Genomic DNA, 15,081 nt, shown 5'->3' with positions numbered 1-15,081 from the left:
CAAAGAAACTTTTTCAGGCAAACGCATTGAATTCATGTCAAATTCACTTTCTTAAACATTGTTCCCGAAAGATATGTTCATCAAAAAATCACTAGTCGCGGCATCGTCCATGATTGCGCGACGTCCCAGGAAGCGTAACGGAGTTGTTGTCTGCTCAGCACCCGTTCCTGAGCGCAATCGAGGTGACCAGGCGTTGTTAAACGTGGTTGTGAATGAGCTTCGGGATCGAGACGTAGGTCCGATCCTTCTGTTGAGCACGAGTAACCAGCCGATTGATTCTATTGCTGAAGACCAAGATGTGACGATTCGCGAAGATTTGTTCTCGCTATTTTTGACAGATCGGTGTTTCTCAGAGTCCCTGTTGTTTCCGCATCTAGTTTCCAGATACCGCCACTTTCTTGTCATTGGTGCTGACGTTCTCGATGAGGGATACAGCGTCATGCGCAGCAAAGCAACAATGGACGCTATCCAAGTTGCCAGCCGCCTGAAGTTGCAGACACGAATCTTAGGGTTCAGCATCAATGGACCTCCGTCTCCTGGGCTAAAGGATCGCCTCGACAGTCTAGGCCGTACAACAAGACTTTTTGCACGAGACCCTATGTCGTATAAACGCATGGAAGAGGCAGGAGTGTCTGGCGTCGAGCAAAGTGGAGATTTAGCATTCCTACTAAAACCTGCAGACGAATCAGCAATTGATCCTGTAGTCATGCGTTTTGTCTCTGATCATCGAGATAAATTGATCGGGCTCAATTTGACTGAAGTCGTGTTCGGCATGTATGGGAAAACAGAGGAAAAACTGTCGATCGTTGCCGAGGCATGTAAGACGCTAGCGGAGAAGGATGGCTTGCGATTTCTGCTGCTTCCGCACGATGAACCGGAGGGCGTTGAATTCATGCGGCAGTTCCTTGTCCGGCTTGGCGCGGACGCCGACGAATGGGCTCGTCTCGTTGCTCCGCTGCCGCACTGCAGTCATTTAAAGTTTCTCGCAGGACAATGTAAGCATGTCTTTACTGCACGGCTTCACCTAGGGATTGCGACGTTAGGTATGAATCGCCCGGTTACAGGGTTCCCGTATCAAGGTAAGTTTGAAGGCCAGTTTGGGCTGCTCGGTCTGTCTTGTGATGGCCTGATCGGGCCGGAGAGATTCCCCACAAACGTCGAACAGATGGCTGACTTGATGCGAAAACGCATTGAGAAGAGTGAAGAGTTGGCGCAGACCATTGCAGAAAATCTTCCCAACGTGAAGCGTCTTTCTCGGTTCAACTTCGACGGAATTGGAGGCACTTGAAATGACTCGTCCTGCTATCAGTGTTATCATTCCGTGCTACAACCGCGAAGAAATTTTGCCCAGGGCAATCGCTAGCGTCCTTAATCAGAGCGTTGCGGCGTGTGAAATCATAGTGGTTGATGATGGTAGTTCGGACCGATCCGCTCAAGTGGCGGCTGAACTTCATTCGTCGGTTCAAGTAATCACACAAAAAAACGGCGGCGCAGCATCTGCCCGAAACGCGGGAATCGAGATTGCTCAAGGTGACTGGATTGCTTTCCTTGATAGTGACGACGAATGGCATCGCTCCAAGCTTGAAAAACAGCTGGCTGCGGCGGAGCGATACGAACAAGCCGACTTGATCTTTTGTGACACCGAGACGATTGATGATCAAGGTGTTGCAATGCCATCAAGATTCGCTCTTGGTGGAGTTCATCAAAACACAGAAGTAGTTGATGGGCACTATGCGTTAATGTGTGAGGACCTCTTTCCGCATCTGCTCACAAATTCACGGGTGATCACTTCGGCGGTTCTCGTTCGAAATGGTCTGCGTGATCTTCACTTTGCGGCGGATATCTGGGGAGCGGAAGACTGGTATCTCTGGATGGTTCTCTCAAAAAACGTAAGGTTTGCTGTGGTCGACGAAGTCTTGGTCACAATGTATCAGCAGGGTGACAATATTAGCGGGAAGAAAGGGCGTCTCTATCGCAACTGCCTAGAAGTTTTGCGAAGGTTGGAGCAAGTGGAACCAGATGGTTCTGAGTTGCAGCGCAAGATTCAGTTTCTTTGTCGCGAAACCTGTTCCGGAGCGATTTATTTTTCAATTCTTGCTGGCGAGACACAAGCGGCGCGTGAGCTAATCCGATCGGAGCCGAACAATCTTTCGGCCACTAAAAAGAAGATGTACTCCACTTTGCTTACCATCTGCCCATCAATGCTGCGGCAAGCGATGCGGACGCGCAAATCTGAAGCCCGCTGGTAAGCGATGATCGAACCCGGTTATCAACACGTCCGACAATTCACCTGGCAACGCTGCGCGGAACAGACTGTCTTGCCTCTCATGGAATTGGAATTTTGCCTCCGGTGAATTAATCTCACCCCCCGAGGAGAATTCTGATGACAAAAAAACGACGATCTTTCACCGCGTCACAGAAGGCTGATGCGGTTCGCAGGCATCTTAAAGACCAAATTCCTGTCTCGCAGATCGCTGACGAGATGCACGTCCAGCCAACGATGATCCACAACTGGATCAATTCCGTGCTTCAACAGGCTGAACGCTCTTTTGAGTCGCCGCGATCGACGAAGGCTGAAACGTCCAAGCACGATGCCAAGCTCCAGAAGATGCGTGAGAAACTCGACGCTAAGAACGAAGTCATCTCTGAGCTGATGGAGGAGAACATCCGCTCAAAAAAAGAAAATGGGGAGCTCTAACCGGTCGCTGGGTTCCTCACGATACACGAGACCAAATCGTCGATTACATCAACCATTGGACGAAACAAACTGAGCTGCCTGCAAAGCAACTGCTGCTGTGGCTTGGCTTGGCTTGGCGGCCAACAAGTTCCACACCTGGAAGAAACGCTACGGAATGGTCAATGACCACAACGGAAAGATCCCTCGCGACTGGTGGCTCGCGGATTGGGAGCGGCAAGCCATTGTCGCGTTCCATGACAAGAATCCACTGGAGGGTTATCGCCGATTGACTTTCATGATGCTTGACGATGCCATCGTTGCGGTGAGCCCTTCGACGGTTTATCGCGTTCTCAAAGCAGCGGGGCGTTTGGACCGCAAATCCGCGACCAAGTCGCTCAAAGGAACAGGCTTCAAACAGCCTAAAAAGCCGCATAGCCATTGGCATACCGATGTTTCTTACATCAACGTTGGTGGAACGTTTTTTTACTTGATCACGGTACTCGATGGCTTCAGTCGTTACATCGTGCACCATGAACTTCGCGAGTCGATGACGGAAGTGGATATTGAGATTGTGATTCAAGCAGCGCTGGAAAAACATCCCGGTGTGAAGCCCCGAATCATCAGCGACAATGGTCCGCAGTACATCGCGAAAGACTTTAAAGCATTCGTTCGCTTCAACGGTTTGACGCATGTGACGACGAGTCCTTACTACCCGCAAAGCAACGGAAAGCAGGAGCGATTTTACGGGACGTTGAAGACGGAGTGCATTCGTCCCAATCCGCCGCGAGATCGTGACGAAGCGGTCAAGCAAATAGCTGCTTATGTGTGTCATTACAACGAGACGCGTTTGCACAGCGGGATCGGTTACATCACGCCAGCGGACTGCTTGAATGGCCTGTCCGGCGAGATCCATGCAGAGCGTGATCGCAAGCTTGAAGAAGCTCGTTCACGCCGTCGCGAGCAAGCATCACTTGCAATCGCGAGCTGATGTGAGAGACTGAGAGAACTTGGTCGGAGGATAGGGCACTGGTGAGGACCAACCCGAGCGCCGTGCCAAGTGAAACGTCGAAGGGCAGCGGTGTCAGACGATGCCGCTACTCTTCCCTTCGATGTTTCCACAATGCGAAAAACCTTCGGGCAGGATGCCTGATCTTCACGGCAGGAAGCCGCCATCCTGTACTACTCGCCGGTTAGCAAATTCCAATTCCCGTTGAACCAAGACAATCGAGCCTGCCAAGACTGGCCAGTCTGGCTACGCCTTGCTTTAGAGACGCAGTTTTGCGCTGTCGACAGAGCATTGGTTCAGATGCATGAGGGGCAAGATCAGATCACAAAGAAACGGTATCAATTGTCCAAGTACCGCCTCGATGCGATTGATTCACTAGTCAACGAAGGTATGGTTCCCGAGTCGTACAAAACAGCGTTGTTAGCGGAACAGTCTAGGGAACTGGTGAGTTACGTGTATCAGGCATTGCACACTTGGCGATTTAACGAAATCGGGCACGCTCTAAAGCGGATTCCTGTGGAACATCTCGGAGCGGTGCGATATCTGATTTATAAGTTGGCTGCTTCTTTTCCGAAAGCGTGTTCACGTTCATAACCAATTGTCGTTCGGTCACTCGCTATCAGCGGCTTGCTATTGTTCTCGGCGCTTGGTCTAACATCAAGGCCGCTAAGGCCGTAGTCTCTATTGCAAAATGCTTGGTCAGTTAATTGTCTACCCGCTTTTCTGCCTCTTGTGCGTGGCGGGAGTCGTGCGCCCCTGGATCGGCCTGGTCGGATTTTACGGTTGGGTCATCCTAGAGCCCCAATGGAATTGGCGTTGGAGTATTTCGCAGGATTTTCAGTTCCAGAAATACATCGCAATCGCAACGCTTGCGGGCTGGTTACTGAGTGGAGCAAAGGTCCCTCATTTGAGTCGTGGTGCGCTCGTCGGGATCTATTGCCTTGTCGCATTTTTGATCCTCGGATTTATCAGCCAAGCACAGTCAATTGATCCAGAATTGAGCAGTTTCTACATGTCCAACATGTGGAAAATTGTGATGATGGCCGTCCTTGCGATTCTTCTGATCGATCGCCCTGAAAAGGTATGGATAGCGTTAATCGTGTGCTCCGTCGCGCAGGGCTACTCGGCGTTTCGAATCAACGAGCAGTACTTCCAGGACGGCTATTGCTTGTATGCGTATCGTCCGTGGGGGACGAAGGGAGATAATAACCTCTATTCCAATCTGACGGTTCCCTTGATTGCGTGTTCGATCGCGGTGGCAATCTATTCAAAGAAAAACTTGATCCGCTACGGTTGCGGTTTTATCGCCATTTTGCAGATCCACCAGATCATGTTGCTTCAGTCCCGCGGAGCCATGTTAGCATCCATGATGATGGCGTTGATCATTGTTTGGGCCATGCCCAAGAATCGTTTTACGATTCGCTCGACGATCTTTTGTATCATCGCCACGATCTTTTTAGCTGGCCCATCAGTGGTCAAAGAGTTCTCGTCAAGTTTTGAATCAGATGGAAACCGTGACGCTTCTGCGGATAGTCGCTTTTACCTCTGGAAGGCTGGTGCTGCAATCACTCAGGATTATCCGCTCTTGGGTGTTGGTCCTTATGCTGGGCAGCGTTTGGTTCCAAGCTACTACGAGGGCGAGTTAGACACAACACGAAAGGGATTGCACAATCTTGCCTTTGAAATTTCCACGGGATTTGGGATTCCGGCTACCGTTCTGTATTTTGCGTTTTTCATGATCCCATGGTTCTCTGTTTGGTCGCTGAGATCGAAATTGGGAAATATGAACAATGCTCAAGATTGGTCTGGGGCGGCCTGTGTCGCGGTGCTTGCCGGGATTCCTGGATATTTGGTTGGTAGTATGTTCTCCAGTGGTGCGTTGTCTGAGTCTTCGTATTGTCTCGCGGCAATTGGTTTGGCAACCGTTTCGGTTGCAAAAAAACGGCCATCGACCGTTGCTCCTTTATCAAATCCGGGACAGAGCGTTGACGTGCAATAACAAGTTGCTGTTGTTATCGGAGATTTTCCCGCCGGCCGTTGGCGGTAGTGGCCGTTGGCTGTCTCAGCTTTACGAACGACTTCCAGGGGAAAAGCTTGTCTTTACTGACATGGTGGAGTCGTGCAATGATCCCGAGTATGTCAACCGGATTCCCTTTGATTTGCTTGAAACGGGCGGGTTTAGCCCGAAAGGGATTGGAAACTATTTTCGGATCCTTCGTCTGCTGAGGCGTGCAACCCGTGATGTAAATCCATCCCATTGCCAGGCAGCGCGAGTCGTTCCCGAGGGTTGGGTTTTGTACCTGTGGAATCGATTTTTCGGTGGACCTTCCTATGATGTGTTTGCTCACGGTGAAGAGGTCAACCTAGAGGCGGTGTCCGAAGGCGGCGTGATGAGTAGCCGCCAGCACCGAATGATGGCGAGGCGGGTGTTTAAAAACGCGGAACGAGTGATTGCGAATTCAACGAATACTGCGTCGATACTCAGGCAGCAGTGGCGCGTTCCAGGGGAAAAGGTGGTCGTGCTTAATCCCGCGATTGATACATCCATGTACCGTCCCGCTGACGATCTGGCGGCAGTGAGGCGTCGGCTGGGATGGGAGAATCGGTTTGTGCTACTGACCGTCGGTCGTCTTCAGCGACGCAAAGGGCAGGATCATGTCATCGAGGCTGTTGATGAGTTGGCCAGCCAAATTCCAAACCTCTTATACGTCGTTGCTGGGGGAGGTGAGGAGTATGGACGATTGCAAACGCTCGTCGCTAACCGTGGGCTGGGTAAGTTTGTGCATTTTGCACAAGGTTTGAGCGATGAATCGTTAATCGAATACTACCAAGGCAGTGACGTCTTTGTGTTGGCGAATCGAAATGTCGGTGCTGATATAGAAGGTTTTGGAATCGTTTTGCTGGAGGCGGCGGGCTGTGCAAAACCGACGATCACTGGATGCACCGGTGGAACCAAGGAAGCGATTGAAGAGGGGGTCACAGGGATGATTGTTGATGGCGCGAGACCAACCGAAATTGCCAAGGCAGTTGTGAAGTTATACGAGACGCCAGATTTGCGAGCTCGCATGGGGCTTAAAGGTCGTAGACGAGTGCTGGACAGCTTTGATTGGTCCACGGTGGTGGCAAGCTTGGACTTTGATTAGTATCGGGACCGGACGTGTGTTGAGTCGAGGTAGCCGGCGAGTCTATTATTTGAAGTGTCACGATTATCGGATCTACGATGAACCTCTCCTATTCAGTCGTCATTTTTGCCTATAATGAGCAGGCCAACATCGAACGCTGTATTGAGAGTATTATGCAGCAGTCCGCTGAAAAACTCCAGGCTGTCTTTGTACTTGCGAACGGTTGCACTGATGCTACCGTTGACCTTGTCAAACGCTGCCAGTCTCGATACGCCCGTTTGCGATTGGTTGAGATCAAGCTTGGAGATAAATGCAATGCTTGGAACACCTATGTCCATTCGATCGCAGACTTGAGCACTGATGTGCATTTCTTTGTCGATGGGGACTGCTGGTTTGAAGTTGACACATTTCCGACTTTAGCTCGCAAGCTAACAGCGACGCCAGGTGCCACCGCTGCGGCCGGGTTTCCGCTGAGCGGTCGCGGTTCAAAGCAGTACTCTGATTGGATCAGAACACGCGAGCATTTGTACGGGAATTGCTATGCACTGTCGAGCGGTTTTCTATCGCATATTCGCGAGTCCACATTCGTATTGCCAGTTGGGTTGATGTGGATTGATTCGGCACTGACGACGATCGTTCATCGAAACTTGGACCGTGATTCGGAATTTGGTCCACCTCATACCGTTCACGTCGAGGGTTACGGTTATCGATTCCGAAATCTAAGCCCGTTTAGACTTTCCGACGTTAGGATGTACCTTTCCAGAATTGTCCGTTATGAGACGGGTAAAATGCAGGAGAAATTCTTCAAGAGCTTGCCTGTCCACGAATGGCCCAGAGATTGTGAGCAAATTAACCGTTCATTGTTGGAGGACGTCTTGGGTGGAAGCGTTACACTGCCTTGGTATGTCAGGAGAAGCGTGATGAGGCGACTTCGGCGTGAAATCAAAAAAGCGTCTCGGTTGGGGCAGGGATATTCTTTGGACGGCGTTTTGCAGTAGTCTCCCATCCGGATCGCCTTTCAGCAATAACTGGGACATTTCCCATTGGTCTGCTTGAGTCTGTTATCGAAATAGACTTCTCCAGTTGGCGATAGGAATCTGAGTCCTGAGACGTGAAGCTTTGCGGTGTGACGTAAGCTAAAGATCGGTGTGTCTGTTTCGAAAGTTCCGAACTAGCTCTTACATCAAACCAATGGCTTGTTGTCACGTAACGGTGTTATAAGCTTGGATGACTACTCGGTAACGCTCTTAATAAAAGTACTTGTATGATCCGTTTTGAAAGCTGGAAAGATATCGCGGCATATCCATTCTTTATTCTTTGCGCTATTCGTCCGTTTCATTGGATACCGAAGCTACTTTTCGTTTTATCAACAAAGGCTTGGGGCGTCTCGAACGCTTATATGGATTCATGTGGCATAACGGTTTCCGAGGTGCGGATGCTAAAGTGCTTACTTCCCAAAATGGGGGTTGCTCCAGTTGTATTTGATGTTGGGTTTAACAAGGGTGATTATTCAAAAACCGTATTAGATATTGTGCCAAATGCTAAAGTTTTTGGCTTTGAACCCAATCCTCTCATCGCAGAAATGATCCGTCAAGATTCCGATAATCTCGAATTGATAAACTGTGGGTTGAGTGACGAAGTTGGACATGCGGACTTGCACGATGCTCCAAGCTCACACGGGACAACGATCGGTTCCCTTCATAAAGAGCATGTCGCAAACTGGTGTCTTGCCTCTCATGGAATTGGAATTTTGCCTCCGGTGAATTAATCTCACCCCCCGAGGAGAATTCTGATGACAAAAAAACGACGATCTTTCACCGCGTCACAGAAGGCTGATGCGGTTCGCAGGCATCTTAAAGACCAAATTCCTGTCTCGCAGATCGCTGACGAGATGCACGTCCAGCCAACGATGATCCACAACTGGATCAATTCCGTGCTTCAACAGGCTGAACGCTCTTTTGAGTCGCCGCGATCGACGAAGGCTGAAACGTCCAAGCACGATGCCAAGCTCCAGAAGATGCGTGAGAAACTCGACGCTAAGAACGAAGTCATCTCTGAGCTGATGGAGGAGAACATCCGCTCAAAAAAAGAAAATGGGGAGCTCTAACCGGTCGCTGGGTTCCTCACGATACACGAGACCAAATCGTCGATTACATCAACCATTGGACGAAACAAACTGAGCTGCCTGCAAAGCAACTGCTGCTGTGGCTTGGCTTGGCTTGGCGGCCAACAAGTTCCACACCTGGAAGAAACGCTACGGAATGGTCAATGACCACAACGGAAAGATCCCTCGCGACTGGTGGCTCGCGGATTGGGAGCGGCAAGCCATTGTCGCGTTCCATGACAAGAATCCACTGGAGGGTTATCGCCGATTGACTTTCATGATGCTTGACGATGCCATCGTTGCGGTGAGCCCTTCGACGGTTTATCGCGTTCTCAAAGCAGCGGGGCGTTTGGACCGCAAATCCGCGACCAAGTCGCTCAAAGGAACAGGCTTCAAACAGCCTAAAAAGCCGCATAGCCATTGGCATACCGATGTTTCTTACATCAACGTTGGTGGAACGTTTTTTTACTTGATCACGGTACTCGATGGCTTCAGTCGTTACATCGTGCACCATGAACTTCGCGAGTCGATGACGGAAGTGGATATTGAGATTGTGATTCAAGCAGCGCTGGAAAAACATCCCGGTGTGAAGCCCCGAATCATCAGCGACAATGGTCCGCAGTACATCGCGAAAGACTTTAAAGCATTCGTTCGCTTCAACGGTTTGACGCATGTGACGACGAGTCCTTACTACCCGCAAAGCAACGGAAAGCAGGAGCGATTTTACGGGACGTTGAAGACGGAGTGCATTCGTCCCAATCCGCCGCGAGATCGTGACGAAGCGGTCAAGCAAATAGCTGCTTATGTGTGTCATTACAACGAGACGCGTTTGCACAGCGGGATCGGTTACATCACGCCAGCGGACTGCTTGAATGGCCTGTCCGGCGAGATCCATGCAGAGCGTGATCGCAAGCTTGAAGAAGCTCGTTCACGCCGTCGCGAGCAAGCATCACTTGCAATCGCGAGCTGATGTGAGAGACTGAGAGAACTTGGTCGGAGGATAGGGCACTGGTGAGGACCAACCCGAGCGCCGTGCCAAGTGAAACGTCGAAGGGCAGCGGTGTCAGACGATGCCGCTACTCTTCCCTTCGATGTTTCCACAATGCGAAAAACCTTCGGGCAGGATGCCTGATCTTCACGGCAGGAAGCCGCCATCCTGTACTACTCGCCGGTTAGCAAATTCCAATTCCCGTTGAACCAAGACACTTACGGGTTCTATGCGAGGCAGTTAAATTACCTTTACTCCAGGGTGTCAAGCGACAGGGTGTTTGTCTTGTTGTATGAGGATATTAAAACTGACCCGGTTGCTGTTTCCAAGCAACTCTTCGAATGGGTAGGAGTGTCACCGATTGTAGTAGAAGGCTTGAGTCGAAAAGCCAATAAGAGCGTTCCGACTGTCTTGCAACGCGTTTATGAGCGTTCCAGACTATTGCAGTTCGTGAGGGCGACAAATTTGGGAAGGCGTGGTTCAGACTATCTGCTGGGTTTGCTACCAAAGCGGGGCGGCAGATCGCTCAGCCAAGCGGATTCGCAGGCGCTCACTAGTCTGCGGCAGACGTATCGTGAAGATACTCTAGAGTTACAAGAAATTTTACAACGTTCTTTATTACATTGGAAACCCTTGCGCGGCATTGATGAATAAAGCATGGAATGTTGTGTGCCGGGAAGTTCGTTTAACTTAGTCGCGCGCAGTCGGTGTGATGCAATCGCTAAGCTTCGGAATTGTCCCGCTGATTGTTAAAAGTTGCATGAAATTGGAACACTTTCCCGCTATGTTTGGCCTGTTGAGTTACTGAACGGATGAATTTCAACTCAACCGGATTTGTCTTGCTGGCCGGCTTGACGATTTGCATCTATTGGCTGCTCGGTGCGCGAAACCGGACGCGGGCTCAAAACTGGTTGCTGATCTTCACCAGTTACACGTTCTACGCGACCTGGGATCATCGGTTCTTGTTCCTGCTGATCCTGTCCACGGGCATTGATTTCGCATGCGGCCTGGGGTTGGCAGGAGTTCCTCTTCGTCGAGGAAAATTGCTGACGCTTTCAGTTGCCGGAGTCGTCGCCTCTCTCTTCTTATGTGGTCCATGGAACTGGCCTGCACTGGTTCAGTCAGCGATTCCAGAGACGTTGATTTCTGCAAGCGGCGTCTCAGTGCAGTCAGGTTTCCTCCATCAGGATGCGGATTGGAATGTCGCAATTCTGGCGGCCGCGACGGTGCTGGTTGCCGCCTGTTTGCTTGCCATTGGAACACTGGTGAGGTCACGGCGGTACTTCCTCTGCGTTAGTGTCGTTGGCAACCTGAGCATCCTGGGATTCTTCAAGTACTTTGATTTCTTTATCGAGACGATATCAGAATCACTCCATGCGATTGGGTTTGACATTGGGGCGTCAACGCTCGGGCTGATCGTTCCCGTTGGAATTTCTTTCTATACGTTCCAGACATTAAGCTATTCGATCGACATCTACCGACGACAACTGGCACCAACCGGCAGCCTGTTAGACTTTGCGGTATTCGTCGCGTTTTTCCCTCAGCTTGTCGCAGGTCCGATCGAGAGAGCGTCCGTGCTGCTGCCCCAGATCCGAAAGAGTCGGATATTCTCGTGGCCTCAGATGCAGGCGGGCATGTTCTTGATTGCCTTCGGCCTGTTTAAGAAAATCTTTATTGCCGACAATCTGGCTCCCCTTGCCAACGCGGTTTACGAGTCTGACCGTGTCCATTCTGGACCGGAGATTCTGTTGGCGACCTATGCGTTCGCCTTTCAGATCTATTGTGACTTCAGTGCCTACAGCGACATTGCACGCGGCGTCAGTCGCTTCCTGGGCATTGAGTTGATGGTGAATTTTAACTCGCCGTACGTCGCACGTAATCCGCAGGATTTTTGGCGGCGATGGCATATTAGCCTCAGCACCTGGTTGCGCGACTATCTGTATATCCCGCTTGGCGGAAGCAAAGCGGGCACAGGACGAACGTCTCGGAATTTGGCACTGACAATGCTTTTGGGCGGGTTGTGGCATGGAGCCGCAGCAAATTTCGTTTTATGGGGTGCTTACCAGGGCGGACTTTTAGGCGGTCATCGCAGTATTCGAAAACCGCTGGAAAAGTGGTCTTCGAGACAGTCAGTCGTTGCGCGAAGCATCTTTGCTGCCATAAGTTGGACACTGTTCTTTCATTTGATGTGCTACGGTTGGCTTCTGTTTCGAGCCAAATCGATGAGCCAGATAAGCGTTCTGACAGGAAGTTTGTTTTCTGGATGGGCGTCTCTGCCCGCAGAGATGAATACGGGCGCGAAGTTGGCATTCTACATTGCTCCGTTGCTGCTATTTGAGTGGGCCCAAGTGAGAACAGGTAATCTCTTGGCGCCGTTGCATTGGCACTGGTCTGTCCGTGTCGCGCTCTATGTGTGCTGTTTCTATCTGACCATCATTTTTGGTGCCTTCGGTGAATCGGAATTCATTTATTTTCAATTCTAACGAATCACTCGCTGCAGATTCGCCAGCCGTTCGAATCCCAGTTGCAGTGATTGTCGCGATCGTCGCCGTCGTCGTTATCGAGTTTTTCTTGTGGCACAACGTCGATTGGTATTCCGATCAAGCAGCGAAGTATTGGCTGGAGAAAGATGGAACGCAAAACAGCACCGCGGATGTGATGTTCTTGGGGTCAAGCGTTACGCTTCATTCAGTCAACCCGTTGCAAGTGGACAGTCGAGAGGTCTCAACTTCAAACCTTGCGCTAAATGGATGCCGCACAAATCAGCAGTATTTTCTACTGAAACGGCAATTGATGCATCTAGAAACGCCACCGAGTCACGTGGTGATTGAGCTTCGCGCCGTTGATCCAAATCATCAGTCGTGGCTTTACGGGCCGTCGTTTCGATTTTGGATGCATTATGGAGAGTTTAATCAGGGTGGGAACATGATCTGGGCCCCTGATCGCTATGTGGATTTTACTGGTAACCGGCTGTTTGCTTCGTACAGTTTTCGACAAGCGATCGATAACTGGATGACCCAGTGCGCAAAGGAGAAAACGCTCGCCGATACGACTCGAAAACGCAACTTGAAGATTCGCGATGAGTTTGCGCGGACCAAGGGCTTTGCCAAGGGTGGGTTCTCCCAGGGGGCCGAAGAGTCGGATCTGAAAATAAAGCCAGATGAGATTGAGTGGCGAGTTTCTCCGATGGGAGAATATTGGCTTGATAAACTGTTGACGCTTTTGCGCGAAAAGAGGATTCAACCGATCTTTTTTGTTCCGCCAGTTCCGAGTGCGGTTCAAGAGAAACGCGATGCGTCAGGTTATGATGCGGAATTACTGGCGTTTGTGAAGGAAAAAGAAATTCAACTTGGGACACGCCTGCCGTTGATTCAGCCTCCTCACGAGGCGTTCAAGCTTTCTGACTTCGCTGATACTCACCATTTCAGCTGGCAGGGTAGTGTTACGTTGTCTAATTATCTCCATGATAAACTCCCGTTTTTCGTCCGTGAACACACCGCGCCTTAACCCTGCATCTGAAGCACAGTCATCACGCGGGCAGCTTCCGTTTGCCGGCGCGTTGCTTTAACGCTCTGGTATGAGGGGCACGGGTGAGGTCTATGGCGGCGGTTGGTTCGTTGGGGGCAGTTTTCTGATAAGATGTTTGACTCAATCCTTCACCGCCCTCTTCTGAACGAGCGGCTTGCGCCATGATTCGATCCTTTCGCCCGTTTCGACGCTCTCTTGCTGCGGTCGCGATGCGGGCCGGGTGCTGGTCGGCGGGGGGACGGTTTGTCGCTCTGGCTCGTTGGCCGGATGACCCGCTGGCCGTCGGGCAACAGCGATTGGCCGAACTGCTGCAACACGCGCGCGATAACGTGCCCTTTTATGCTGATCGCATACCGGCTGTTGATCGCAGACAAAGTGCCGATCCCGCTTCTGTGCTGGAACAAATCCCCGTCACCACCAAGGATGACGTTGAGGCTCATTTTCCAGACCAAATCACCGACGGTAGCGATCCGGCTGACTGGAGGTTGATGTCCACTCGTGGCACCGCTCAACGTTTGATCACCATCCATGGTTTCGCCAAACGTGATGCCGTTCGGGCCGCGAACCTACGCATGCTGTGCGACTCGGGTCGCTACCGACCCGGATTGCCTTCTGTCGAAATCCCTCCCGAGGTCTGTGAGACCGTCTGCGGGGATCTCGGTGAGACACAAACCGGCGTCGTGTCCCACGTGATGGGCATGCTGCGGCAGCGGCAATGGCGCGACACCCAACCGTTTCGTGATCTGCGCGGCCTGATCGAAACCCATTGGGTGTTTCATCGTCAAACGTACCCCGGCTTCGGACTCCATGGCTCGCATCCCGATCCCGACACGTTAAACCAGTATGTCGCGCGGCTGCGCACCGATCGGCCTTACCTGGTCAAAGCCCTGGCCACTTATCTGACCACGCTGGCACGGCATCTTCAACGCAATGACTTGCCGCCCCTGAACATCCCCGTGATCAAAACCATGGGCAGCCGCGTGACTCCCGGGCAACGCAGTCTGATCGAATCATCTTTCGGTGGCAAATACTGGGACGATTATGGGAGCGCGGAGTTCGGCACGATCGCCAACGAATGCGTGGAGCATGCGGGACTGCACGTCTACAGTGACTGGTTTCACGTCGAAGTCGTGGATGACGCTGGCAATCCCGTTCCCGATGGCAAGGTCGGGCATGTCCTGATCACCGACTTGGTCAACCACACCATGCCGCTGATTCGATACAAGATCGGCGACCTCGGCCGGATCGATCGTTCGCCCTGTCCCTGCGGCAACAAGACGCCTCGCTTGACGGTCCATGGCAGGGCCCAGGATATTGTGACCCTGTCCCAAGGCCGCATCCAAACCACGGACGATGTGTTGGATTTCCTGGAAGCCTTGCCGGGGGTCGATTCCGCACAACTGGTGGATTGTGGCGACCATTCGTATCAGGTTTCGGTGGTGCCAGCACCGAATCGCCCTCTGTCGTTGGATGAGACCAAACAGGCCATTGTGAATTGGCTGTCCAATCCTCAGGATTCGTCTCCGCCCGCCGTGGATGTGCAAACCGTCGCAACCATTCGCCCCGAATCCGGCGGCAAGTTTCGGTATGTTAAGTAGTGGCGAGTTGCGAGTTGCGAGTTGCGAGTTGCGAGTTGCGAGGGGCTAAAACGGCTGG

General features: G+C 51.5%; 15 protein-coding genes. All 15 read left to right on the top strand.

Annotated elements, in window-relative coordinates:
* Positions 1–73: 73 nt before the first annotated feature.
* The 15 genes from SV7mr_RS16050 (at position 74) to SV7mr_RS15980 (ending at position 15,023) form a co-directional block, all read left to right on the top strand.
* Positions 74–1,288, top strand: coding sequence for a polysaccharide pyruvyl transferase family protein (locus SV7mr_RS16050; RefSeq protein ID WP_145274294.1), 1,215 nt, complete (start codon positions 74–76; stop codon positions 1,286–1,288).
* Between the two features lies 1 nt (position 1,289).
* The gene (locus SV7mr_RS16045; protein WP_145274291.1) at positions 1,290–2,249 is read left to right on the top strand and encodes a glycosyltransferase family 2 protein; all 960 of its coding nucleotides are present in this window, start codon (positions 1,290–1,292) and stop codon (positions 2,247–2,249) included.
* A 134-nt stretch (positions 2,250–2,383) separates the two neighbouring features.
* Entirely contained in the window at positions 2,384–2,698 is a 315-nt protein-coding gene (locus tag SV7mr_RS16040; protein ID WP_145271091.1) for a transposase, read from the top strand.
* Between the two features lie 97 nt (positions 2,699–2,795).
* Positions 2,796–3,665 (top strand): IS3 family transposase, encoded by an 870-nt coding sequence (locus tag SV7mr_RS16035; RefSeq protein ID WP_145274272.1) that lies wholly within the window; start codon positions 2,796–2,798, stop codon positions 3,663–3,665.
* A gap of 222 nt (positions 3,666–3,887) precedes the next feature.
* The gene (locus SV7mr_RS16030) at positions 3,888–4,277 is read left to right on the top strand and encodes a hypothetical protein (RefSeq protein ID WP_419187466.1); all 390 of its coding nucleotides are present in this window, start codon (positions 3,888–3,890) and stop codon (positions 4,275–4,277) included.
* A gap of 97 nt (positions 4,278–4,374) precedes the next feature.
* Positions 4,375–5,682, top strand: a complete 1,308-nt coding sequence (locus SV7mr_RS16025; RefSeq protein WP_145274285.1) for an O-antigen ligase family protein — start codon at positions 4,375–4,377, stop codon at positions 5,680–5,682.
* A gap of 4 nt (positions 5,683–5,686) precedes the next feature.
* Entirely contained in the window at positions 5,687–6,826 is a 1,140-nt protein-coding gene (locus SV7mr_RS16020) for a glycosyltransferase family 4 protein (protein WP_419187465.1), read from the top strand.
* A 77-nt stretch (positions 6,827–6,903) separates the two neighbouring features.
* Entirely contained in the window at positions 6,904–7,803 is a 900-nt protein-coding gene (locus SV7mr_RS16015) for a glycosyltransferase family 2 protein (RefSeq protein WP_145274279.1), read from the top strand.
* A 266-nt stretch (positions 7,804–8,069) separates the two neighbouring features.
* Positions 8,070–8,573, top strand: a complete 504-nt coding sequence (locus SV7mr_RS16010) for a class I SAM-dependent methyltransferase (protein ID WP_145274275.1) — start codon at positions 8,070–8,072, stop codon at positions 8,571–8,573.
* 24 nt (positions 8,574–8,597) lie between these two features.
* Complete coding sequence (locus tag SV7mr_RS16005; RefSeq protein WP_145271091.1) at positions 8,598–8,912, top strand: transposase; 315 nt, start codon at positions 8,598–8,600, stop codon at positions 8,910–8,912.
* A 97-nt stretch (positions 8,913–9,009) separates the two neighbouring features.
* Positions 9,010–9,879 (top strand): IS3 family transposase, encoded by an 870-nt coding sequence (locus SV7mr_RS16000; protein ID WP_145274272.1) that lies wholly within the window; start codon positions 9,010–9,012, stop codon positions 9,877–9,879.
* Between the two features lie 294 nt (positions 9,880–10,173).
* A complete protein-coding gene (locus SV7mr_RS15995) occupies positions 10,174–10,551 on the top strand; it encodes a hypothetical protein (RefSeq protein ID WP_145274269.1) in 378 nt (125 codons plus the stop codon).
* A gap of 158 nt (positions 10,552–10,709) precedes the next feature.
* Complete coding sequence (locus SV7mr_RS15990) at positions 10,710–12,380, top strand: MBOAT family O-acyltransferase (protein ID WP_145274266.1); 1,671 nt, start codon at positions 10,710–10,712, stop codon at positions 12,378–12,380.
* Between the two features lie 46 nt (positions 12,381–12,426).
* Complete coding sequence (locus SV7mr_RS15985) at positions 12,427–13,404, top strand: hypothetical protein (RefSeq protein ID WP_145274262.1); 978 nt, start codon at positions 12,427–12,429, stop codon at positions 13,402–13,404.
* Positions 13,405–13,586: 182 nt separating this feature from the next.
* Positions 13,587–15,023, top strand: coding sequence for a phenylacetate--CoA ligase family protein (locus SV7mr_RS15980; RefSeq protein ID WP_145274258.1), 1,437 nt, complete (start codon positions 13,587–13,589; stop codon positions 15,021–15,023).
* Positions 15,024–15,081 lie beyond the last annotated feature (58 nt).

This window comes from Stieleria bergensis (assembly GCA_007745635.1).
Classification (GTDB): domain Bacteria; phylum Planctomycetota; class Planctomycetia; order Pirellulales; family Pirellulaceae; genus Stieleria; species Stieleria bergensis.
The sequence above is the reverse complement of the archived record's forward strand: the minus strand, read 5'-3'. Positions and strand labels throughout refer to the sequence as shown.